Source organism: Salinivibrio proteolyticus, assembly GCF_027286365.1.
GTDB lineage: Bacteria > Pseudomonadota > Gammaproteobacteria > Enterobacterales > Vibrionaceae > Salinivibrio > Salinivibrio proteolyticus.
Map to the genome: position 1 here is coordinate 2,179,813 of NZ_CP114584.1, position 23,121 is coordinate 2,202,933.

Sequence of the window (23,121 nt, forward strand, 5' to 3'; positions counted from 1 at the left end):
TCCCCTTTATAGGTTGGTTGGGGCAACGCCCTGAAAAGCTGCACTTGCGAGTAATGCGTGTACAAAGCCATGTGGATTTGATTGGTGACAGTTGTGACCCGCTTCAGGGATCACCGTGACACCAATCCCAGTGGTTTGATGCAAGTGTTTGGCAAGTGCATGGAATTTTTTATCGTGCTCACCACAAAGGTAGTCAATGACGAGCCCGTGTTGAAAACAGTGTTTAAGCGCACTGCGTAAGTCGGCTTGATGACCTAGCGACGTAGCCAATAAGGTATCCGCTACGGCCGATCCGTGATTCGATAAGCGCCGTTGGACCATCGCGCAACGGGCCGATTCATCAAGAGATTGAAAGACAGGCTGGCGATACCAATCGTCTAGCACCGCGTCTAACGGCTGATGACGAAAGCGTGTGGCCCATTGCTTATCATGTGCGAGTCGCTGCTGACGGGCCTCGTTATCAGCAAGTCCCGGATGACCGCCTTCTAACAACACGCCAGACCAGCGAGTGGGTGCGTAGGTAGCGCAATGCATCGCTAAACGCGCACCGAGGGAGTAACCGACCAATAGCGCTGGCTGCCGCTCCCATACCTGCTCACAAGTTGTCAAAATGGCGTCACACGCATCGTCAAAATGCTGACACTGCTGTGTCCAGCTCGCGCCGTGTCCGGGTAAATCAAGGCATAACCAGTGACAATGGGAGAGCGCAGCAGTTACGGCTTGCCAATCGTCGCCGCAACCCAGTAACCCATGTAAGAACACCACCCGCGGCCCATTGGGATCTCCGCCTTGGCGATAGGTGAGTCGACTAGCCATGCGCAACCTCCGCCAATAAACGGTTCAGCACACTTCCCGCCTCGCCTGCAGGTGTATTGACTTCGATGACCTCTGCGCCGGGTGACTGTAACGCCCCTTGCAAGGTTTCGCTCAAACTCACTAAATCTTTGGGCTGGTGGTAAGGCAAGCCAAACATGGTTGCTGCCGGTTCAAAGCCCAAGCCATGCGGCATGCGGTAGTAAGCATCTCGCAAAGATGGCTCAACCGGTAACATATCGAAAATCCCACCGCCGTCGTTATTAAGGATCAAAATAACCGCTGGGGCAGGTGCATGACGCCACAGCGCAAAGCTGTTTAAATCATACAAGGCGCTGGTGTCTCCCAACACCACCAGCATCGGGTGCTGGTTCACTCGCTGCACGCCCGCGGCACTTGCGAGTAAGCCATCAATACCCGACGCCCCCCGATTGGCGTATACGCGATAATCACTCAGCTCACTCCAAATATCGGCTAAGCGAATCGTCAAACTATTGCCTAAAAACACATCACTCTCTGAGGGCAGCCACTTAGTCAGAGACTGAAAAAGGCGATGTTCGGATAGGCTGTCTTCCACCTTTGCGTACACGTGTTGCCGTTGTATCTGTGCCGCTGTGGTCACCGCCTGCGCCCAGCCGCTTACTGGTCGTTGCAGCTGAGTGAGCGCATCCGATAACGCGTCTAGACCTTCCTCCCATTGCTGGGGCATAAACCGTATGTATTCACTGGGCCGATGAGCAGGATCGAGCGCTTGTTCCCGATCGGTGATCAGCCAGTACGGCACTTCTATGTTGGCCAGCCACTGCCCTAACCGTTTGGATACCAAACGGCCACCGAGTTGAATGACCCACTCAGCCTCATCCAATAGCGCGCGAGCGCTGGGCGCGTTGAGCCACAAATCATGCCCCGGCGCCGTGCTTTTGACGCCGGATTGAGGGTCGGCCAGCACCACCGCATCGAGGACGCTTGCCAACCGCGCCACCTGAGCGCCTACGTTGGCCGGCAGCGCACCAGCAATCAATACCACCTTGCTGCTTTGCGACGCGATATGTTGCCAAGAGGCAGGCATCTGCCACTGCGTTCTGGTTGGCATCATGCTTACATACGGCTTGTCATCAGTAAGCCATTGTCCCAATCCTGCCCGCAATGATTGCTCACTCGTTCGGTCACGCTCGCCATAGAAAGGTTCTCGAAACGGGCAGTTGATATGCACACTGCCACCATGCTGGGCCTGCTGAGCCATCAGATGATCAATCTTGCTCAGGAGTGCTGACAAGGGCATCGCAGTCTCAGGGGCTGGAAGAGAGAGCGTTTGCGTGACATGGGAAGAAAACAAGCGGGATTGCTCAATGGCTTGATTGGCACCACAGTCAACCAATTCAAACGGTCGGTCGGCCGATAAGATCACCAAAGGTTCGCCGGTTAAGCGGCTTTCCGCCACCGCAGGGAGAAGATTCGCCACCGCGGTGCCAGAGGTGACAACTACCGCAACCGGACACGCATGCGCTTTTGCCAGCCCTAGCGCTAAGTAGCCTAACCCGCGCTCGTCAAAGTGACTGTGCAAAGTGACACCGCGTCGCGGATGCTGGCTTTGCTTTACAGCAGCGAGCGTGAGCGGTGTAGAGCGAGAACCCGGCGCAATACATATGTGCTGCACGCCCTGTCGCGTAAGCTCATCAATAATCACTTCGGCCCATGTGTGGGTGAGCGCCAGCGTCATCCGCACACTCCTGTCATTCTTTCGGCTGAGAGGGGCACTGGAGCATCCGGTAAACATTGGCGCAGTGTCGTGAGTTTATTATCTAGCTCCTGCCATTCGGTATCCGGATCTGAGCCTGGCACAATGCCTGCCCCTGCATAGAGATCAATGGTATGGCCTGAAAGCTGCGCACTGCGAATAGCAACGCAAAACTGGCTTTCACGCTGTGAGATATACCCCACCGCTCCACTGTAGCGTCCGCGAACAATGCCATGTTGAGCAAGAAATGCGCGCGCCAAATCACGCGGCAACCCCGCGACAGCGGCGGTAGGCTGAAGGGCGCTTAACAATACCGTATCGTCCACACCGGGGCCGACAATCGCACTGATGCGGCGGCGCAAATGTTGTAAATGACGCAATACCATTAAGTGCGGAGCAGGATCGGCAGTTACCGTGAGTGCATGACGGCGTATTCCCGCCAAGATATCGTCAACCACTAATTGGTTTTCGTGAATATTTTTATCGTCGTGTAGCAACCACTCACCTAATTGGTGATCATCGCTGAAGGTCGCGCCACGCTTGACGGTCCCCGCGACCGCTTCGGTACTGACACGACAATCGCGGCGCCGATACAAGCGTTCGGGCGTCGAGCCAAGAAATGCATCTTGCTCGCTAGTCGCAAATAAAAAGTGGAAGCTTTCTGCATTATGCTGCTGGCTGTGACTGAGTAACTGGCCGGCGCTAATGGGAGCATCCAACGTCAGCCGTGTTTGTCGCGCTAAAACCACTTTTTTAAGCGATGTCGATGCCATCTTCTCCAACGCCGTGGTCACCGATTGACACCACCCCTGATACGTCGGGGTATGGTTTTCGTATTTGACTTGACTCTGCATGGGGGCCAATGGCCGCCCCAACCAGATCACTTGGCTTAATATCGCTTGGCTATCCACACCCGCCTGCACATTAACAGAGAGCTGCCAATGGGCATCGCGGCGGATCAACTCGACGACCGGCAGGAAAAAATCACCATCCCCAGCGCCATCATCAAACGCCACACATCCCCAAATTCGCTGCTGTGGCGTGAGTGAAGCTTGCGCTTCATGTAGCTGAGAAAAACGGTGGCACGCCCCTAACACCAATGCCTCTTCGCGGCCATCGCGCGACTGCCAATACATTTTAGGAAAGACAGGTTGGGCATCCAGCCAAGCAATCGGGGAAAGGTTACTCGGCCAGTCAAAGTCTGCTTGTAACAGAGCGGGGGCTTGGCATATTGCCAACTGGCTCTGTAACTGATTGGCCGCTTGAATCAGGGTAGTCACGACATCCTCCAACCGCATCGGGCGGCAGTCCTATTCGCAAATCGTGTACGGCTTTATGTAGCACGTAATTAATGCTTGTCAGTCTACCTGTCCCCTGCGGGGATAAACATGCGCTAGATCAGTCTTCTGTCGAACTTGGTCGATTTTTTTGCCCGACAGCCACCGGTAAAACTTTATTCGTTTATCTCTTTCGAATCAGACCGCGAATAGTGTAAGTTACCAAAAAAGCCTAATAACAATATTCACCTTTTACTAAACAGGAAAGTCAATGCAACACATCGGGATGTCCGCCAAGCTGGATGACGTCTGTTACGACATCCGTGGCCCAGTGATGAAAGAAGCCAAACGGCTTGAAGAAGAAGGCCACCGCATTTTAAAACTCAATATCGGCAACCCTGCGCCTTTTGGCTTTGATGCGCCAGATGAGATTTTGGTCGATGTGATCCGTAACCTTCCCACCTCACAAGGTTACTGCGATTCAAAAGGCCTTTATTCCGCGCGTAAGGCGGTGGTTCAGCACTATCAAAAACGCGGTTTGATGGACTTAGATGTTGAAGACGTCTATCTGGGTAATGGTGCTTCAGAGCTTATCGTGATGGCGATGCAAGCCTTGCTCAATAATGGCGATGAGTTATTGGTGCCGTCACCGGACTATCCGCTGTGGACCGCGGCGGTGTCACTGTCGGGTGGCAAGCCGGTGCATTACTTGTGTGATGAAGAATCGGACTGGTATCCAGATCTTGATGATATCAAGGCGAAGATCTCGGCTAAAACACGCGGCATCGTGCTCATTAACCCAAACAATCCAACGGGTGCGGTATACAGTCGCGACTTTTTGCTGCAGGTGGTTGAGATAGCCCGCCAGCACAATCTGATTATTTTTGCCGACGAAATCTACGACAAGATCCTTTATGACGGCGCGCAGCATCATTCTATCGCCACCTTGGCCCCTGATGTGTTGTGTTTAACTTTTAACGGCTTGTCAAAAGCCTATCGAGTTTGCGGCTTTCGCTCTGGCTGGATGCTGGTCACTGGCCCCAAACAGCACGCTCGGGGCTACATTGAAGGCTTGGAAATGCTGGCTTCGATGCGCCTTTGCGCCAATGTGCCGATGCAGCATGCCATCCAAACGGCATTGGGCGGTTATCAAAGTATTAACGAGTTAATTCTGCCCGGTGGCCGTTTATTAGAACAGCGCGATAAAGCGTACGAGCTGATTAATCAAATCCCTGGTGTGAGCTGCAAAAAGCCTAAAGGAGCGCTCTATCTGTTCCCGAAGATCGATACTAAGCGCTACAACATTCACAATGACGAAAAGATGATGCTCGACTTTTTATTGCAAGAAAAAGTCTTGATGGTACAAGGCACCGGCTTTAACTGGCCCAAACCGGATCATTTTCGGATTGTCACCTTGCCTCGCGTGGATGACTTAGAAATGGCTATTAGCCGCTTTGAACGCTTCCTCTCGGGCTACAGCCAGGTCACGACCGTGGCTACGTGATACTTGCGTTTTTCATCAAGCAGCGGTAAAACGCTGCTTGATTCCGTTCTCAACCAGCGATCATCATGTCTCGATACTGCTCGTCTTGTCATAAAGCGAAAGCGATTTGTGTGTGCGATGCCGTCACACCGCTGACCAATACCATTCCCGTGATTATTCTGCAGCATCCCGATGAGGTCTCACACCCTAAGAACAGTGCTTGTTTGCTCGCGCTTGCGCTGGATAATTGCCAGTGTTGGGTGGGCGAGGATTTCAGCCAACATGCCGCGCTTAACGATGCACTCGCGCAATCGGAGCGACGCTATGCCGTCTTGTATCCGGGCGAGCACGCTTGCTCTCTTTCATCACTGACCGAGTCATTGGATGAGAACGACAAGCAGCCGCCGTGGGGGATCATTTTACTCGACGGGACGTGGAAAAAAGCCTACAAGATGTATCAGCTTTCAACCAACTTGCATGATTTACCCACCGCCACCATCAACACCATGCCATCGAGCCAATACAGGATACGTAAAAGCCGTAAGCCGGGCGCCTTGTCTACCCTAGAAGCCGGATTTGCCGCACTTAGCGAACTCAGTGGTGACAGTGAGTATTATCAGCCATTGCTCGCAAGCTTTGAGTCCATGATCGCGCGCCAACTGGCATTTATGCCGGCATCACGCACGCCATCCGGCGGGCAGGACGACTAGCGAATCGCATAAAGCGGACCATTGCTGGCGGCGGTAAACATGGTGCTATGCAGCTTCTGGGCAAAACTGTCGGTCATCGACGACAAATAATCCGCAATGACACGCATTCCTGACTCATCCGCCTGTTGCGCTATCAGCCAATCTTGCCGGTAATCTTTGGGCAGGAGACGTTCCGGGTCGGAGGCAAACGCATCAAAAAGCTCCATCACCAATTGTTGCCCTTTGTACTCCACTACTTGAAGCTCTGGCTGTTTAACCACAAACTCACTGACAAAGCGTTTCAGTGTCTCCAGTACACCTGCCATCACATCCGGCAAGAACGCATTCCACGCCAGTAACGGTGATTGAAAGCACTGTGCCCCATCTTGCACGGTGGGCGCAATCTCAACCGACGTGAGCAAGGTATTCACTAACGCGCCAATCGCATCTTTGCGCTCATAAGGAGGGCCAAACATCTGCTCACTCAGCTCCCCAATATGGCTTTCTAACCATGGATCGCCACACTCGGCGAGCACACTGGCAACCGCTTCTTGCCACTGTTCTCGGTTCACTAAGCCCATCACTATCGCATCTTCAAGATCATGAACGCCATAAGCGATGTCGTCCGCCAGCTCCATGATGGAGCAATCTAAAGATTTAAAGCGGGTTTTGCGGTGTTCGCCATCAGGCTGGTTATCACGAAAGGTTAAAAAGAGGGCTTTATCCGCGTCACATAATGGTTCGAGGACCCAATCGCGCCGCGCACTATCATGATCATAAATGCCCTTAGCAGGTTGCCAATCGCGCGCCTTCAAGTGCCGAAAGTCCGTCACCGGCGTGGGTGATTGTCCGTTATGGGCAGCACTGATTAAGGCAGGATACTTCATCACTCCCAATAAGGTTCGTCGCGCTAAGTTCATACCATGATGCTGAGTATAAGGCTCTAGCAAGGTGACAATACGGAACGTTTGGGCATTGCCTTCAAACCCACCCTCTTCACGCATCATGTAATTCAGTGCGATCTCGCCACCGTGGCCATAGGGCGGATGACCAATATCATGCGCTAGACACAAACTTTCCATCAGTCCGGTTGAAGGCAACAGCGCTCGAAAGGTCGGCTGCTTTTCTTTCAGTTGCGCGACAATCCCAGTACCAATTTGGGACACTTCCAATGAATGCGTGAGTCGAGTGCGATAAAAATCACTGTGTTCAGCCCCCAACACCTGCGTTTTCGCTTGCAGGCGGCGAAAGGCCGCCGAGTGTAAAATGCGCGCTCTATCGCGCTGATAGACTGAGCGTTTATCATTGCGTCGCTTTTTATTTTCATTGCGCATGCGACGCGCTTGCCACGCGTCAGGAAGATTAAAGTCCATCGTCACTGATCTCATCGAGCGATAAGGTAAAACTATGAACAAACGTCGCCATAAAGTAATCGGTCGCTGGCGAACGGCGCTTTTCCATCGCCGTCTCTAAGCGCTTTTTAGCCTGCTCAAACTCATGATTGCCAGCCGCAATCTCTTCCAAACACTTGAGGTAAGCACATAGCGTGTCGGCTTGCTTGACTAGCAAATAATCATCTGCATCGATCGTGTCTGAATCAATCAGGCTTCGGTAATCGTCTTGCAGCTCCGGCGGTAACATCGCAATCAGTTTTTGCTCCGCCATTTTCTCGATCTTTTTATATTCGGTCGCGATAGAAGGGTTGAAATACTTCACCGGCGTCGGCAAATCTCCGGTAATCACTTCACTGCAGTCATGAAACATGGCTAACACCGCGATCCGATCAGGCTGATAATGGCCGCCAAACCGCTTGTTATTGATAAGCGCGAGTGCATGTGCCACAAAGGCAACTTGTAAACTGTGCTCTGAGATGTTTTCTGCGGAAACATTGCGCATTAGCGGCCAACGATAAATCAGCTTCATCCGCGCGAGGTGGGCAAAAAAGTGGCTTTGTTTTTGAGTCATCGCATCCTGCTACATTGACGGTTATGGAGTCATTGTGTGTCTTGGCAGGCAAAGACTCAAGCCTTATTCGCGCAAAGGTTGTGCAAAACCTTTGCGCGTGGGGGTCACTTAGACTTTGATACGATCCCGGTTTTTCTTTAGCGTCGCGCTCCCAATCCCTTTAACCTTAATCAAATCATCCGGTGCGCGAAAAGCGCCGTGATCATCGCGATATTCGATGATCGCGGCGGCTTTTGATGGCCCCACGCCCTCTAACTTTTCGGCGAGGGTTTTAGCATCTGCGGTATTGATGTTGACCTGTATGGTCTGCGCTTGAGCCGCCTCAGGGGTCGCGCTGTCATCCGCGCTCCACGCCGTGGGTGCCAAGACCAAAGAGAGAGCAAACATTAGGCAAGTGAGTAGCTGTTTCATCAGATATCCTCTGTTGATTAATTTTCGCTCTCAACCTACGCCACTCCTACAAGCCTTGCATGTGCTCAAAAAAAGAAAAACGACGCAGGACAAAAGTCCTACGCCGTTTTTGTTGTTTCGCACACTTTACTGCGAGAGACATCTAACTCTCGCGGTGAGCCATTATCTGCTTATTGGCTGTCTGAGTCCGCGTAACTGACATCCACTTGGTTACGTAGCTCTTCCAAGGTTGCTGATAAAGACATATTGCTCATCGCACGGGCAACACGGGCTGCCATTTGGCTTTGCGGGCTAATTTCAGGCACCTCTGGCTCAATCACTTTATCCAGTGCCACAACCACCACATTACCTTGCTCATCAGTGGTCACCCCGTAGCTCGAGGTATCCGCTTCCGGCTTAGGTAAGGTAAAGGCCAGCTCTGAAATCGCACGTTGTTGAGCAACGCGGTTTAAGGTTTGTGGTTCACTGAATGTGTATTCACTGTCAGTCAGAGCACCATTGGCTTCAAGCTGTGTCAGCAAAGCATCTGCTTGCTCTTGGGCTTGCTGCTGGCCTTTTTGTGCGGCCAAGGTCTGTGCCACCTGATCTTTCACTTCGGCAAAGCTCAGCTGTTTCTCTGGTTTGACGTCATCCAAGCGGACCACAATGGCATGTTCACCCGAAAGCTCTATCAATTCCGAGTTCAGGCCATTTTCACGTACGTCATAGCTGTCCAGCGCTTGTTGCACCTCTGGACGTGCCATTACCCCTTGCGCTTGCTCTGGGGCAAAGAAGTCAGTGATTTGTACCTTACCATTGATTGCAGCAGCAGCTGGCTCAAGACCATTGGCATCTTCAAACGCGACTTCGGCAAGCTTTGTTGATTGAGCATAGAAACGATCCGCCGCGCGCTCTTGTTGCAGCGTAACGCGAATATCGTCTTTCACCTCGCTCAGTGGCGTGATATCCGCAGCATCAATGTCATCCAGACGAATGATGTGATAGCCAAAGTCTGATTTTACTACTTGGCTATAGTCACCCTTGTTGGCTAGCGCATACGCCGCTTTTTCAAATGCAGGATCCATCACACCGGGCTCAATCCAATCCAGTGATCCACCTTGTTCGGCACTGTAAGTATCATCAGAGACTTGCTGTGCCAGTTCACTAAAGTCTTCACCTTGGTTCAAGCGCTCAAGTGCTGCCTCAGCACGAGCTTTGGCGTCGTCACCAGTCCCTTCAATCAGAATATGACTGACTTTGCGACGCTCTTGAGAACCATACTGCGATTGGTTTTCTTGATAGTAAGCGGCAATGTCTTCGTCAGTGACTTGAATATCGTCAGCCAGCCCTTCACCGGTTAACTCCACATACGCCACTTTTACCATGCGAGGTTGCACATAGTCGTCTTGATTAGCTTGATAGTAAGCTTCAAGCTCCTCGTCTGACAAAGAAACCTTGGCAGCAAATGCATCCACCGGCAGCGTGATAGTACGCACTTCACGGCTTTGCGCTTCTAGACGGTAAAGACTTTCCAGTTCACTTGGCAGCACAAATTCAGAGGCTTGCAACGCCGTAAGCAGCTGCTGACGGACTAAGTCAGTCCGTACATAGTTGGCAAACTCATCCGCGCTTAACCCAGTCTGGCGCAATGCGGCTTGATAACGCTCATTGTTGAATTGTCCGCCTTGACGGAATTGCGGCATTGCACGAATGGCATCTTTGACTTGCGCGTCACTGACGCGTAACCCGAGTTCACTGGCTTCATGTTCAAGCAAGAGATCGTCAACCATCCGGTCGAGAATGTTTTGACGAAAACGCTTCACATACTCAGGATCACCCAGAAGTTGATTGAACAGCTCACCGGCTTGCTGCTGCATGCGCGCGCGTTCGTTTTGGTATGCACGCTCAAGCTGTGCACGACTAATTTCTTTATCGCCTACCGTTGCCGCGGGCGGGTTGGAACCCCCTGCCAGATAGCTGCCGACCCCGGCAAAAGCAAAGGAAAAGATAATAAGGCTTAAAATGATCTTCACCGCAAGGCTGTTGGTGCCTTCGCGTATACGTTCCATCATAACTGGCCGGTACTCCAACTGATTTGGGCTGGTGGTTTATCAACTAAAAAGGCGCATCGAATGATGCGCCTTTACGCTCTTCTTGCCGGATTATACGCGGTTGTTATTGGCTTTGCAGCTCTAACACCCAGTCAAACTTGAATAATTCGGCAATGGCTCACGCTGTGATTAGTTCACGGCGTCTTTCAGTGCTTTACCTGCTTTGAAGCCAGGTACTTTGGCAGCAGCAATTTGAATCTCTGCACCGGTTTGCGGGTTACGGCCAGTACGCGCTGCACGTTCACGTACAGAGAAGGTACCAAAGCCAACCAGAGCAACTTGGTCACCCGACTTCAGCGTATCAGAAACCGCTTCTACGAAGGCATCCAGTGCACGGCCCGCCGACGCTTTAGAAATATCGGCACCCTCTGCGATTTGATCAATCAGTTGCGACTTATTCACTTTTTCATCCCCTTACAATACTTCTCCGCAAATCCCATTCTTTTGCGGTATTAATAAAAGACGCTTTATCGACGAAAGACGTTGAAAGCTTCCTTGCCCACCCCATGCAGGCCAAGGCTTCGAATTAACGTTAGCTAGCAAAAAAAACGCTGACAAGCCTTTTGCGGTCTGTCAGCGTTTTACGTTGCTTAATTTTGCTGCATGTCACTCTTTTCGGGCTTAACTAGCTCAATACCGAGTGGATTATTTTCCAACGCAATGGTCAAAACCTCATCAATCCAACGCACGGGATGAATGTCGATTTCTTCTTTCACATTGTCAGGAATGTCCTCAAGATCCCGTTCATTCTCTTTTGGGATCACCACAGTTTTGATGCCACCACGACGTGCCGCCAGCAGTTTCTCTTTTAAGCCGCCGATGGGTAGCACTTCGCCGCGTAGAGTAATTTCACCCGTCATTGCTACGTCAGAACGGACTGGGTTGCCGGTCAAGCTCGACACCAGCGCCGTACACATAGCGATACCTGCGCTCGGGCCGTCTTTAGGCGTTGCCCCTTCAGGAACGTGCACGTGAATGTCACGTTTTTCGTAAAAGTCGCTATTAATGCCCAGCTTATCTGCACGGCTACGCACCACTGTCATGGCTGCCTGCACAGATTCTTGCATCACATCACCCAACGACCCTGTGTGGGTGAGTTTGCCTTTGCCCGGCATCGATTCAGTCTCGATGGTCAGTAGGTCGCCGCCCACTTCGGTCCACGCAAGTCCTGTCACCTGACCAATTCGGTTTTGCTCATCGGCTTTACCGTAGTCAAAGCGGCGCACACCCAAGTAATCTTTCAGGTTATCCGCGGTGACCGTGACCGCTTTAAGATCTTTATCCAACAAGATCTCTTTCACGGTTTTACGACACAGCTTCGAGATTTCACGCTCGAGGTTACGCACGCCCGCTTCGCGCGTGTAGTAACGAATAATGCCGATAATGGCAGAGTCTTCGATGGTGATCTCGTGAGGCTTCAAGCCATTGCGCTTCACTTGCTTGTCAATCAAGTGACGTTTAGCGATATTCAGTTTTTCGTCTTCTGTGTAGCCAGACAAACGAATAACTTCCATCCGATCCAATAACGGGCCAGGAATATTCATGGAGTTCGACGTTGCCACAAACATGGTGTCTGACAGGTCGTAATCCACTTCCAGATAGTGGTCGTTAAAGGCGTTGTTTTGCTCAGGATCGAGAACTTCAAGCAATGCCGAAGACGGATCACCACGCATATCCGATGACATCTTGTCGATTTCATCGAGCAAGAACAGCGGGTTGCGAACCCCCACTTTCGCCATTTTCTGGATCAATTTACCCGGTAGCGACCCTATGTAGGTACGACGGTGACCACGGATTTCCGCTTCATCACGCACTCCACCCAACGCCATACGGGTATATTTACGCCCAGTGGCGCGTGCAATCGACTGTCCCAGAGAGGTTTTACCTACCCCCGGAGGACCAACCAAGCACAAGATGGGGCCCTTGAGCTTGTTCATTCGGTTTTGCACTGCGAGGTACTCAAGGATACGGTCTTTAACGCGCTCCAAGCCATAATGATCGGCATTGAGTACTTCTTCAGCTTTGGCGAGATCCTTTTTCACCTTAGAACGCTTGGTCCAAGGCACACTGATCATCCAATCGATATAGCTGCGCACAACGGTCGCTTCTGCCGACATTGGCGACATCATCTTCAGCTTCTGCAATTCTTGCTCGGTTTTTTCTCGAGCTTCTTGCGGCATTTTAGATTCTTCGATTTTCTGCTTCAGCGCTTCAAACTCATCGGGAGCATCATCCAGCTCACCCAACTCTTTTTGGATGGCTTTCATCTGCTCATTGAGATAGTACTCGCGCTGGCTTTTCTCCATCTGCTTTTTCACGCGGCCACGAATACGCTTTTCGACCTGCAGCAAGTCAATTTCTGACTCCATCATGGTCATCAAGTATTCAAGGCGCTCAGCGATGTCGATAATTTCGAGAACTTTTTGCTTATCTTGCAGTTTTAACGGCATGTGAGCCGCGATGGTATCAGCTAAGCGAGCAGCTTCTTCAATCCCATTCAGTGACGTTAACACTTCCGGTGGGATTTTCTTATTCAGCTTGATAAAGCCTTCAAATTGGCTGATCGCAGTGCGAACCAATACCTCTTGCTCACGTTCGTCCATGGCTGGCGTGGTGAGATACTCGGCTTCCGCCGTAAAGAAGTCGTCTTCGCTAAACTGGTCGATACGTGCACGTTGCATCCCCTCAACCAGCACCTTAACCGTACCATCCGGAAGTTTAAGAAGCTGAAGGATCGTCGCCACCGTACCAACGGTGTACAAGTCAGAGATGCTCGGGTCATCGGTGGCGGCATCTTTTTGCGCCACCAACAGAATTTGTTTGTCATTGTCCATCGCCGCTTCTAAACAGCGGATCGATTTCTCCCTTCCCACAAAGAGTGGTATCACCATGTGAGGATAAACCACCACATCCCGAAGTGGCAGCACCGGAATTTCAATGCGCTCGGAACGCTCCAAGTTCATATGCTTCTCTCTTCCGTTCAATCTGATTAAGAGTATATGGGGACTGTTGGACAGGTTTCAACGGCTCCACCGCCAGAAAATAAAAAAGGGAGCAATCACTCCCTTTTCTTTTACCACTGATAAGGTTACACGCAATACTCGCGGTTATTCACCACCAGCTGCTTGGCTATCAGCGTGTTCATATATCAATAGCGGCGCTGACTCACCTCGGATCACTGATTCGTCAATCACCACCTTGCTTACCTCTTTACTCGATGGCAAGTCGTACATGGTATCCAACAACACAGCTTCTACGATTGAGCGTAGACCGCGAGCACCTGTCTTGCGTTCCATGGCTTTCTTAGCGATGGCACGAAGCGCGTCATCACGGAACTCAAGTTCAACCCCGTCTAACTCTAGCAATGCACTGTATTGCTTGGTTAGCGCGTTTTTCGGCTCTCGCAAAATCTGTACAAGCGCATGCTCGTCCAGTTCTTTAAGAACCGCTGTGACCGGTAAACGGCCGATAAACTCAGGGATCAAGCCGTATTTGACCAGATCTTCTGGTTCAACTTTACCGAAAAACTCGTCTGCTGACTTGTCGCTTGCACCTCGGACTTCTGCACCAAAACCGATGCCAGATCCCTTATCGACACGCTGCTCAACCACTTTATCCAACCCAGCGAATGCACCGCCACAGATAAAGAGAATTTTCGAGGTATCAACTTGCAAGAACTCTTGTTGTGGATGCTTGCGGCCACCTTGAGGTGGAACCGATGCGACTGTCCCTTCTACCAATTTCAGTAGGGCTTGCTGCACACCCTCACCCGATACGTCTCGCGTGATCGATGGGTTATCGGATTTGCGTGAGATTTTGTCAATCTCATCAATATATACAATACCGCGCTCTGCTTTGGCGACATCATAGTCACACTTTTGCAGCAACTTTTGGATAATGTTTTCGACGTCTTCACCGACATAACCCGCTTCGGTCAGTGTGGTGGCATCCGCCATGGTAAATGGTACATCCAGGAAACGCGCAAGCGTCTCAGCCAGTAGGGTTTTACCACTACCCGTCGGGCCTATCAGCAAGATATTACTTTTGCCAAGTTCAACGCCGTCGGCGCTTTTATCGCCATTTCGCAAGCGTTTGTAGTGGTTGTACACGGCAACCGACAGTACCTTTTTGGCTTGCTCTTGGCCGATAACATAATCATCCAGATGCTCACGGATTTCACGCGGCGTAGGAAGAGCATCCCCCTCACGCTTTGGCATCACTTCTTTGATTTCTTCACGGATGATGTCGTTACATAGGTCGACACACTCGTCGCAAATGTAGACCGATGGCCCAGCAATTAACTTGCGAACTTCATGTTGGCTCTTACCACAGAACGAGCAGTAAAGCAGCTTGCCGCTTCCACCGTCTTTTCGCTTGTCTGTCATTCGCTAACCTCTTTGGGGCGTTTGCCCATCGTTGCCTTTTGTTGAGTTTACAACAAATCGGCCACTTTTTCCGACCCGACACCCGCTCACATGTGTGGGAATGAGAAGTTATCCTCTCATTTCAATGCATAGCGGTATACCTTTTCTACTTGGCGCAACAATCCCGGATTCCGTGCGCTCTAGCATTACATCCATGTTTGGATGTAATCCGGCGAGCCATGGTCTTTTCCGCTGTCACGCCAAGCATGTAGGGTATTCGTCTGGTTTAATCTCTTTGATTGAGTACGGCGTCAACCAAGCCATAGTCCACCGCTTCTTGAGCAGACATGAAATTATCGCGGTCCGTATCACGTTCGATAATCTCCATCGGCTGACCCGTATGCTCTGCCAGCAAGGTATTCAGGCGATGCTTGGTTTTGATCATTTCTTTGGCATGGATTTCAATATCTGACGCCTGCCCTTGGAAACCGCCAAGTGGTTGGTGAATCATCACGCGTGAGTTTGGTAGGCAATAACGCTTACCCTTTGCACCACCCGCAAGCAGGAAAGAACCCATTGAACAGGCTTGGCCTGTACACAGTGTGCTCACATCCGGTTTGATGAACTGCATGGTGTCATAAATTGCCATACCGGCGGTCACCACACCACCTGGGGAGTTGATATATAGATAAATATCTTTTTCTGGATTCTCCGACTCCAAGAACAGCATCTGGGCCACAATCAGGTTGGCCATTTGATCTTCTACCTGACCAGTGAGAAAAATGATGCGTTCTTTCAACAGGCGGGAGTAGATATCGTAGGAACGCTCTCCTCGCGATGTTTGTTCAACCACCATGGGAACCAAAGCATCCATGATGGGGGGCATTGCGTGTTTATCTTGATTGCTCATAGCGTAATATCCCTAATCGAATTCGTTAACTCTCGCCTTAACCAAGGTTTAGCATAAAACGCTGTAACAGGTCACTAAAATGTTATGTCGTTGATCGCAGCTGGATGATTAATCGACAATTTTCTAAGCAAAAGTTACCTTCGCTATCGCATGATTGGCGGACAGTCGAATAGAACCTTAGACGGAAAAAATGGCCCAAATGACAAGTCATTAGGGCCATTTTATGCAGATACATGAACGGGGTGTCAATGACAACACCCACGTTTTTTATTGCGTTTTACGCTTGTGGTGCTGCGTTCATCAGATCGCTAAAGCCAACGTTGGCTTCAGAAACCTTCGCTTTACCCAACAGCGCGTCGATCGCTTGCTCTTCAAGCGCGACATTACGCATGTTTTCCATCAGCTTCTGATCTTTTTCGTAGTAAGCAACCACTTCTGCTGGATCTTCGTATGCAGAAGCCATTTCTTCGATCAGAGCTTTAACTCGCTCGTCGTCTGCTTCTAGCTCTTCTGCTTTGATCACTTCACCCAGCAGCAGGCCAACGCTAACACGACGTTTGGCTTGTTCTTCAAACAGCTCACGTGGCAGTTGTGATGCGCTGTCCATGTTGCCACCAAAGCGTTGAGCCGCTTGCTGACGCAGAACATTGATTTCTTGATCGATCAAGGCAGACGGTACGTCGATTTGGTTTTGCTCAACCAAGCCGTCAAGGACTTGCTCTTTGATCTTGTTTTTGATCGCTTGCTTCAGCTCGCGTTCCATGTTCTTACGGACTTCGGCTTTTAGGCCTTCAACGCTGCCATCCGCAATACCGAAGCGCTGAACGAACTCTTCAGTTAGCTCTGGCAATTCTTGCGCTTCAACAGTGTGAAGTTTGATCGCGAACTGCGCCGCTTTACCTTTTAGGTTCTCAGCGTGGTAGTCTTCTGGGAAGTTGACGTCGATAGTGAATTCTTCACCCGCTTTTTTGCCAACCAAGCCGTCTTCGAAACCAGGGATCATGCGGCCTTGGCCCATGACTAGCTGGAAGCCTTCCGCTTTACCGCCTTCGAATTCTTCGCCGTCAATGGTACCTGTGAAGTCTAGCGTTACACGGCTATCTTCTTTTACTTCACCGTCAGCTTCAACCCAGTTCGCTTGCTGCTTACGCAGGGTAGTCAGCATTTCTTCAACGTCGCTGTCTTGTACTTCTGCGTGCGGTTTTTCAACTTCGATCGCTTCCAAACCTTGCAGTTCAACTTCTGGGTACACTTCAAATTCAGCTTTGAATACCAGATCTTTACCCGCTTCATTCTCTACCGGTGTAAAGGTTGGCGCACCTGCTGGATTAGTTTTCTCTTGGATGATGGCTTCGATGAAATGACGCTGCATTACCTCGCCCAGCACGTCTTGGCGTACTGCATCGCCATACATGCGAGAAACCATTTTCAAAGGTACTTTACCTTTACGGAAACCATCAAAACGACGATTTTTAGCAATGTTGCGTAGCTCTTTCGTGACTGCGTCTTCAATGTTTGCAGCAGGCACAGTGATGGTCATTTGGCGCTTTAGGCCTTCGGTGGTTTCAACGGTAACTTGCATTATAAAATTAACCTCAAATTTACTCAGGGGTACTGAGTGATGTTGACCAGTTTTTACTGGTGTCATCATCCGAGCTATGAATCCGTCATAGCCCCTGCGAATCCGGATACACGCAATTGGCGTATCGAGCTATCTCATCCGAGACTGAAAATTAAGACGCGCTATTATAGCGGCACCCGTCAACTGAGTCGAGACAAGGGGCGACCGATGGCGTTTCAATATCGAAATTGGGGTGATATCTCACAATTCAACCGGGCAAGATCACATCTTTTTGTGTTTTTGCACTGTTTGGTTAGCTTTTGAGCAGAAACGGGAGATTATCTTCGCTAGCGAAAACGAAAGAAATGGCACGCCCTACAGGATTCGAACCTGTGACCCACGGCTTAGAAGGCCGTTGCTCTATCCAACTGAGCTAAGGGCGCAAAATAGATATGCAGCGGGGATTATAAAGCGAGGTCAGGCGTCGTCAACGGTTTTCACCGAAATGTCTAATCAGTTGCTCAAAAGCACGCCAGTTCGCGCGGCATAAAAGCCCTGTTGTGTGGAGCTCCTCCAATCAATATAAGGCGATATCTAGCACAACACCTTTGATTCACAATGACTTTGACGGTTTCTCTGCCACCAAACCACTCAAAGCAAACGTTTGCGCAATAGCTTTTACGCCCGAAGTTTGTCACAATATCGACCCGTTTTTTGCTCTCTTAGCCAAAGGATACTTATGGCCGCACAAATCATTGATGGAAAACTGATCGCGCAAACGGTGCGTCGAGAAGTCGCAGCACGTGTTGCTGCCCGTAGAGAAGCGGGACGCCGTGCGCCCGGGCTTGCCGTGATTTTAGTGGGTGACGATCCAGCGTCACAGGTTTATGTGGGCAGTAAGCGTCGCGTCTGTGATGAAGTGGGCTTTGTCTCTCGCTCTTACGATTTGCCGTCAACCTGCTCTCAGCATGAATTACTGACGCTGATCGATACACTCAATGATGACGACACCATCGATGGTATCTTGGTGCAACTGCCTTTACCTGCGGGCATTGATGCTACCTCTGTCCTTGAACGTATCCGTCCCGACAAAGACGTCGACGGCTTCCATCCTTACAATGTGGGCCGTTTGTGCCAACGTATGCCAACGCTGCGTTCCTGTACCCCAAAAGGGATCATCACCTTACTTGACCGCTACAACGTACCTTTGCGTGGCAAACATGCCGTTGTCGTCGGTGCCTCAAACATTGTCGGCCGTCCGATGACACTAGAGTTGCTCCTTGCCGGATGTACCACGACCACTTGCCATCGTTTTACCCAAGATCTCGAAGCGCATGTTCGTCAAGCCGATGTGTTAGTGGTCGCTGTCGGTAAACCTAAATTTATTCCTGGCGAGTGGATTAAGCCTGGTGCGATTGTGATTGATGTAGGAATTAATCGCATGGATAGCGGCCAGCTAATCGGTGATATTGACTATAACGTGGCATATGAAAAGGCAAGTCATATCACGCCTGTTCCCGGCGGTGTTGGCCCAATGACGGTGGCAACATTGATTGAGAATACCTTGATGGCCTGCGAGCAATACCACGACGCCTAATCGTGTGATGATAATAAGCCGGCTGACCGCCGGCTTTTTTACACCAACAGCGCAGGTTGCGGCTCTGACGCTTTAACGAGTTGATTACGCCCTTTCGCTTTGGCTTGATATAAACAATGGTCAGCACGCTGGATCAACTGATGGATAGACGCATCCCCGTGCACCATGCCAATGCTCACCGTAAATTGAAATGCCTGATCGTAAGGTGTCCACGTTGTCGCTGCTAGCTCTTCTCGCATCGCGTTTAGGCGGGCCTCAAAGCCTTGGTCATTGTTACCGTACAGTACACAGAACTCTTCACCACCAAATCGTGCAACCAACGCGTCTGGGAAATAACGATTCAACACTTTGGCCAACTCAATCAGCGCAATATCGCCAATGTGATGACCCAAGCTATCATTCACTTTTTTAAAGTGGTCAATGTCAATCAAGGCTAGCCCTCGTGGGCCATTGTTTTTCCGCGTTTGAGGATGCTCGAAAAAGTAACGACGGTTCCAGGTTTGGGTCAAATAGTCGGTATTTGCCAAATGAAACAAACGCCTTTCTGTATCCAGCGCATTTAATGTGCTGTGCAAACGGCAGTAAAATTCCTCTTGGTTAAATGGCTTTGCCAGAAAGTCGTTCGCACCTGCTTTTAGAAAACGGGCCGTCAAACTCGGATCGTCATCGCCGGATAAACCAATAATGGCAAGCTGGCCATCGACTTTATGCTGACGGAGTGCCTTGACCAGTTGTACCCCATCCATTTCTGGCATGGTGTAGTCGGTGATCACTAATGAAATACGCGGGTCGGCACGCACCATCGCGAGTGCTTCCTGCCCATCTTGCGCATCCATCACATTTAGATACTGGCGCTCCAGTAAACTGCGCACATAACGACGCGAGGTCAGTGAGTCATCCACCACCAATACATGATGCTGCTGGTTTTTCTCGAGGCGATGCAGCAACGGTGCAATTGATGAGACACAAGCTGGGCTGTCTTTGGGGATGTAATCAATCACAGTCTTCGCCAGCACACGCTCCCGCGTACGTGCATCCATCATGGCCGTTAATACAATGACTTTGATATCAAGTGACAAGCACACATCAATGATTTCACCGTCCTGACCGTCGGGCAAACAATAATCCAGTATCGCGCAAAGAAAATCTGTTTCTTGATTTAAAATCGTTTCTGCTTGTGCGATCGAACTTGCAATACAGGGAATATAACCGGCTGTACGGATTTCAGTTTCAAGTAACCGTCTGAAAGGTCGGCTATCTTCCACAACCAACACTTTGTATTCCATAAGCAAAGCACCATATCTGGCATAAGTTGTGCGCGAGAAATGCGCAATTTGGGCAAGAAGCGGCCAAGCTTACGCTTAATCAAGAGGTTGAATGTTAAATATGATGGAAAATCTCAACATTGAGACATTTTTGTACCGAGTGAGGGGACAGAGACGATTGTTTGTGCCGAAAAAACGCCCAGATTGTCTGCTTTAAAAGTCAGGCTGTCAGCTTTATTACGATAGTGCGATCAGGCAATTACGCCCCATTTCTTTGGCTTGATACAAACCTCGGTCCGCATCATGCAACATGGCTTCAATCCCACCTTGCGCAGAGACAACACCAATACTGACAGTGACCGTTATTTCAAATCCAGAAACAGGAATGATGATGTCCGCTTGCTGTTGTCGATAGCGCTCTAACGCCTGTTGAAAGGTAGACTGCTCTCGGGTCGATAAGACACAAAATTCTTCCCCACCTAGCCGCGCGACTAGATCATTCTCGAAGTGTGCACTTAGCGTTGCAGCTACGTGAGACAACACCTCATCGCCAACATGATGTCCATACTGGTCATTGATGCGCTTGAAGTGATCAATATCGATAATGGCTAGATGTTTAATCTCCTCATCCGGCAGCTTCTCGCTCTGGGAAAAAAAGTAACGTCGATTCCAAAGTGCTGTTAAAAAGTCGGTATTGGCTAATGTGAATAAACTCCGCTCGCTATCGATCGCGTTTAGGCAAGAGTGCACGCGGCAATAGAACTCTTCTTGATTAAGAACCTATCTCAATAGGTGTTGTCTGAGTAAATCAACACCTATTGAAAATACTGTAAATGAATTCGACACAATACCTAATCTCTGACGCCCTTTGGGCAAAAATTGAGCCGCTTTTACCAATCCACAAGACGAACCATCCTCTAGGAACACATCGAAAGAGAGTCGATAATCGTGATGCCATGAACGGCATCCTCTTTGTTCTCAGAACTGGTTGTCAGTGGAATGCGCTTAACGCGACAGGTATTTGTTCCTCTAGCTCTGCACATCGTCGTTTTCAAGAGTGGCGAGATGCAGGAGTCTTTGAGCGATTTTGGCAAAATGGCCTGATTTACGAAGGGGTTGATTGGAGTTCCATATCAATGGACGGGTGCCAAACTAAAGCACCTTTAGCTGGCTCAAAAAAACAGGTAAGAACCCAACAGACCGTGCGAAACAAGGCGTAAAACGCAGTTTGTTGACGGATGCGAATGGATTGCCACTGGCTGTTGTTAGCGATGGCGCAAACGTCCACGACATTAAGCTGGTACTTCAAACATTAGATGCACTAGAGTGTTATCGGCCGCCGCTGAAAGTACCTTTGTACCTAGACAAAGGTTATACAGGCCAGTGGTTACATGATGAACTGGTTGCTTTGAACTACATTCCCCATGTTCAATCACGTGCTGAAGAGGCCGCGAGCTTGAAGCAATCGGATGATTTTAAGGCTCATCGTTGGGTTGTGGAGCGAACTCATAGCTGGCTAAACCGTTATCGTAGATTGCTTGTTCGTTGGGAAAAGAAAATCGAAAACTACGAGGCCATGTTGCATTTTGCTTGTGGCCTCATTGTTTGGAATAAATCCCTTTTGGGATAGGTTCTAAATGGCTTTTGTAAATAGTCATTCGCGCCCGCCTTAAGGAAACGGGTCGTCAGAGTATCATCATGGTGGCCAGATAGCCCGATGATTGCGAGCATGGCGCCTTCATGGTGCTTTCTGATCTGATGGACCAAGGCAATCCCATCCATATTCGGCATCGCATAATCAGTAATGACCAAGGTAATTCCAGGCGCCATCGATAACATAGATAGCGCTTGCTCACCGTCATTGGCCTCATGGACTTTGAGATATTGGCGTTCAAGCGTGGCCGCAACATGTTTTCGTACTGAGGGAGAGTCGTCGACAATGAGCACTTGGTGATCTTTATTGCGCGATAATCGTAACAGCAGTTGACAGACTGCCTGCACACAATGGCTGCTGTCTTTCGGTATATAGTCAATCACCGGCTTAGCAAGCACTTGCTTGCGAATGGTCTCCGTTTGAGAAGCCGTCAAGACAATGACTTTTAAATGGTTGGCAAGACAAAGATCAATTACCTCACCGTGTTGCGCATCAGGCAGGTTATAGTCTAAAACCGCGCACAAAAAATCGACGTCTTGATTCAGAACCGCTTCTGCATCGGCCATACAGGCCACCGCCACGGTCGCTAAGCCATGCTGACGAGCTTCATACTCGACCAACATCCGAAAAGCGCGGCTGTCTTCAACGATCAGCACCTTTTCCACACACTCCCCCACTATCTCGTGTCCTTAGATAGAAAGTGTAGCAGTCATGTGCGGCGTGGATTAGACAGCTCTGACGTGACGATTGTCGACGCGCAACTCCGTTTGCTTATTGAGAATTTTGATCAGCAGAATGGAACGCATCTCACCGTCTTTTTCCTTAAAAATCGCTTCCGCCCCTTCAAATTGCCCCGCTTGGATCGTGACCGCTTGGCCGGGTTTAAAGCCATCATTAAGCTTGTCACGCTGCTCGTCGCTATCTTCCATGATCATAAGCTGCTGGATAAGCGATTGGTCAACTCGAATAGGATGCGCGCCTTGGCGAACAAAGTCGACCACGCCTCGCGTTGAGCGGACGGACGTGTATTGCACCTCTTCAGGATCGAAGTGAGCAAACACATAATTAGGGAAAAGGGGCTCTTCAACTTGCTGGCACTTACCACGGCGAAGCTTCTCAACCGTGACGATGGGATAATAACAATCTACGCCTTGGCGCTTTAAGTTTTGCTCAGCGCGTTGTTGTTCCGCGCGTTTACAGTAGAGCAGATACCAATGCTTCATGTCGTTCTGTCCTTGAGATCGGCTTTCGCATTACGCCATTTAATCATAGCAACACAGCGACATGAGTATACGGATGTTCAC

Annotated in this window: 20 protein-coding genes and 1 tRNA gene; 4 read left to right on the forward strand and 17 right to left on the reverse strand. The window is 50.1% G+C overall.

What is annotated here, in order from left to right:
* Positions 1 to 6: 6 nt before the first annotated feature.
* The 3 genes from menH to N7E60_RS10370 are packed head-to-tail and all read right to left on the reverse strand — an operon-like array spanning position 7 to position 3,831.
* Positions 7 to 816, reverse strand: a complete 810-nt coding sequence (gene menH / locus N7E60_RS10360; RefSeq protein WP_269597426.1) for a 2-succinyl-6-hydroxy-2,4-cyclohexadiene-1-carboxylate synthase — start codon at positions 814 to 816, stop codon at positions 7 to 9.
* Positions 809 to 2,533, reverse strand: a complete 1,725-nt coding sequence (gene menD / locus N7E60_RS10365; RefSeq protein ID WP_269597427.1) for a 2-succinyl-5-enolpyruvyl-6-hydroxy-3-cyclohexene-1-carboxylic-acid synthase — start codon at positions 2,531 to 2,533, stop codon at positions 809 to 811. The genes menH and menD overlap by 8 nt, the downstream gene beginning before the upstream one ends.
* Complete coding sequence (locus N7E60_RS10370; RefSeq protein ID WP_269597429.1) at positions 2,530 to 3,831, reverse strand: isochorismate synthase; 1,302 nt, start codon at positions 3,829 to 3,831, stop codon at positions 2,530 to 2,532. The genes menD and N7E60_RS10370 overlap by 4 nt, the downstream gene beginning before the upstream one ends.
* 268 nt (positions 3,832 to 4,099) lie before the next feature.
* Between N7E60_RS10370 and N7E60_RS10375 the strand changes: the two genes are divergently transcribed.
* Positions 4,100 to 5,332, forward strand: coding sequence for a pyridoxal phosphate-dependent aminotransferase (locus N7E60_RS10375; RefSeq protein WP_069590543.1), 1,233 nt, complete (start codon positions 4,100 to 4,102; stop codon positions 5,330 to 5,332).
* 65 nt (positions 5,333 to 5,397) lie between these two features.
* Positions 5,398 to 6,021 carry a tRNA-uridine aminocarboxypropyltransferase gene (locus tag N7E60_RS10380; protein ID WP_269597434.1) on the forward strand — a complete coding sequence of 208 codons (624 nt, stop codon included), beginning with the start codon at positions 5,398 to 5,400 and terminating at the stop codon, positions 6,019 to 6,021.
* On the opposite strand, the gene N7E60_RS10385 is transcribed toward N7E60_RS10380, so the two are convergent.
* From N7E60_RS10385 to N7E60_RS10430, 10 genes are all read right to left on the reverse strand, one after another.
* Positions 6,018 to 7,373: an anti-phage deoxyguanosine triphosphatase gene (locus tag N7E60_RS10385; RefSeq protein ID WP_269597436.1), complete on the reverse strand. Its 1,356-nt coding sequence runs from the start codon at positions 7,371 to 7,373 to the stop codon at positions 6,018 to 6,020. The genes N7E60_RS10380 and N7E60_RS10385 overlap by 4 nt on opposite strands.
* Positions 7,363 to 7,965 carry a 5'-deoxynucleotidase gene (yfbR, locus tag N7E60_RS10390; RefSeq protein WP_069590549.1) on the reverse strand — a complete coding sequence of 201 codons (603 nt, stop codon included), beginning with the start codon at positions 7,963 to 7,965 and terminating at the stop codon, positions 7,363 to 7,365. Before yfbR ends, N7E60_RS10385 begins: the two co-directional genes overlap by 11 nt.
* Positions 7,966 to 8,073: 108 nt before the next feature.
* Positions 8,074 to 8,376: a ComEA family DNA-binding protein gene (locus tag N7E60_RS10395; protein WP_096629505.1), complete on the reverse strand. Its 303-nt coding sequence runs from the start codon at positions 8,374 to 8,376 to the stop codon at positions 8,074 to 8,076.
* 170 nt (positions 8,377 to 8,546) lie between these two features.
* Positions 8,547 to 10,427: a peptidylprolyl isomerase gene (gene ppiD, locus N7E60_RS10400; protein ID WP_269597438.1), complete on the reverse strand. Its 1,881-nt coding sequence runs from the start codon at positions 10,425 to 10,427 to the stop codon at positions 8,547 to 8,549.
* A 168-nt stretch (positions 10,428 to 10,595) separates the two neighbouring features.
* Entirely contained in the window at positions 10,596 to 10,868 is a 273-nt protein-coding gene (gene hupB, locus N7E60_RS10405; protein ID WP_069590554.1) for a nucleoid-associated protein HU-beta, read from the reverse strand.
* Positions 10,869 to 11,056: 188 nt separating this feature from the next.
* A complete protein-coding gene (lon, locus tag N7E60_RS10410) occupies positions 11,057 to 13,429 on the reverse strand; it encodes an endopeptidase La (RefSeq protein WP_069590556.1) in 2,373 nt (790 codons plus the stop codon).
* Positions 13,430 to 13,573: 144 nt separating this feature from the next.
* Positions 13,574 to 14,851: an ATP-dependent protease ATP-binding subunit ClpX gene (clpX, locus tag N7E60_RS10415; RefSeq protein ID WP_069590558.1), complete on the reverse strand. Its 1,278-nt coding sequence runs from the start codon at positions 14,849 to 14,851 to the stop codon at positions 13,574 to 13,576.
* A 265-nt stretch (positions 14,852 to 15,116) separates the two neighbouring features.
* Positions 15,117 to 15,740: an ATP-dependent Clp endopeptidase proteolytic subunit ClpP gene (gene clpP / locus N7E60_RS10420; RefSeq protein WP_069590560.1), complete on the reverse strand. Its 624-nt coding sequence runs from the start codon at positions 15,738 to 15,740 to the stop codon at positions 15,117 to 15,119.
* Positions 15,741 to 16,017: 277 nt separating this feature from the next.
* Positions 16,018 to 17,322, reverse strand: coding sequence for a trigger factor (tig, locus tag N7E60_RS10425; RefSeq protein WP_077480677.1), 1,305 nt, complete (start codon positions 17,320 to 17,322; stop codon positions 16,018 to 16,020).
* A gap of 345 nt (positions 17,323 to 17,667) precedes the next feature.
* Positions 17,668 to 17,744: transfer RNA gene (locus N7E60_RS10430), tRNA-Arg, on the reverse strand.
* Between the two features lie 296 nt (positions 17,745 to 18,040).
* Between N7E60_RS10430 and folD the strand changes: the two genes are divergently transcribed.
* Positions 18,041 to 18,898 carry a bifunctional methylenetetrahydrofolate dehydrogenase/methenyltetrahydrofolate cyclohydrolase FolD gene (folD, locus tag N7E60_RS10435; protein ID WP_269597440.1) on the forward strand — a complete coding sequence of 286 codons (858 nt, stop codon included), beginning with the start codon at positions 18,041 to 18,043 and terminating at the stop codon, positions 18,896 to 18,898.
* 38 nt (positions 18,899 to 18,936) lie between these two features.
* Here folD and N7E60_RS10440 read toward each other — a convergent pair whose 3' ends face one another.
* Both N7E60_RS10440 and N7E60_RS10445 read right to left on the reverse strand, forming a co-directional pair.
* On the reverse strand, positions 18,937 to 20,184 hold the full coding sequence (locus N7E60_RS10440) for a response regulator (protein ID WP_269597441.1): 1,248 nt from the start codon (positions 20,182 to 20,184) through the stop codon (positions 18,937 to 18,939).
* A gap of 216 nt (positions 20,185 to 20,400) precedes the next feature.
* A complete protein-coding gene (locus N7E60_RS10445) occupies positions 20,401 to 20,913 on the reverse strand; it encodes a GGDEF domain-containing protein (RefSeq protein ID WP_269597442.1) in 513 nt (170 codons plus the stop codon).
* Between the two features lie 83 nt (positions 20,914 to 20,996).
* On the opposite strand from N7E60_RS10445, the gene N7E60_RS10450 reads away from it, so the two are divergent.
* A protein-coding gene (locus N7E60_RS10450) for an IS5 family transposase (protein WP_269597063.1) occupies positions 20,997 to 21,793 on the forward strand; the annotation gives its coding sequence in 2 pieces (ribosomal slippage) (positions 20,997 to 21,335 and positions 21,338 to 21,793; 795 coding nt in all).
* Here the strand turns inward: N7E60_RS10450 and N7E60_RS10455 are convergent.
* A complete protein-coding gene (locus N7E60_RS10455) occupies positions 21,730 to 22,482 on the reverse strand; it encodes a response regulator (protein WP_269597443.1) in 753 nt (250 codons plus the stop codon). The two genes, N7E60_RS10450 and N7E60_RS10455, sit on opposite strands and share 64 nt — an antisense overlap.
* A 60-nt stretch (positions 22,483 to 22,542) precedes the next feature.
* Positions 22,543 to 23,040, reverse strand: coding sequence for a transcription/translation regulatory transformer protein RfaH (gene rfaH, locus N7E60_RS10460; RefSeq protein WP_069590569.1), 498 nt, complete (start codon positions 23,038 to 23,040; stop codon positions 22,543 to 22,545).
* Between the last annotated feature and the right edge of the window lie 81 nt (positions 23,041 to 23,121).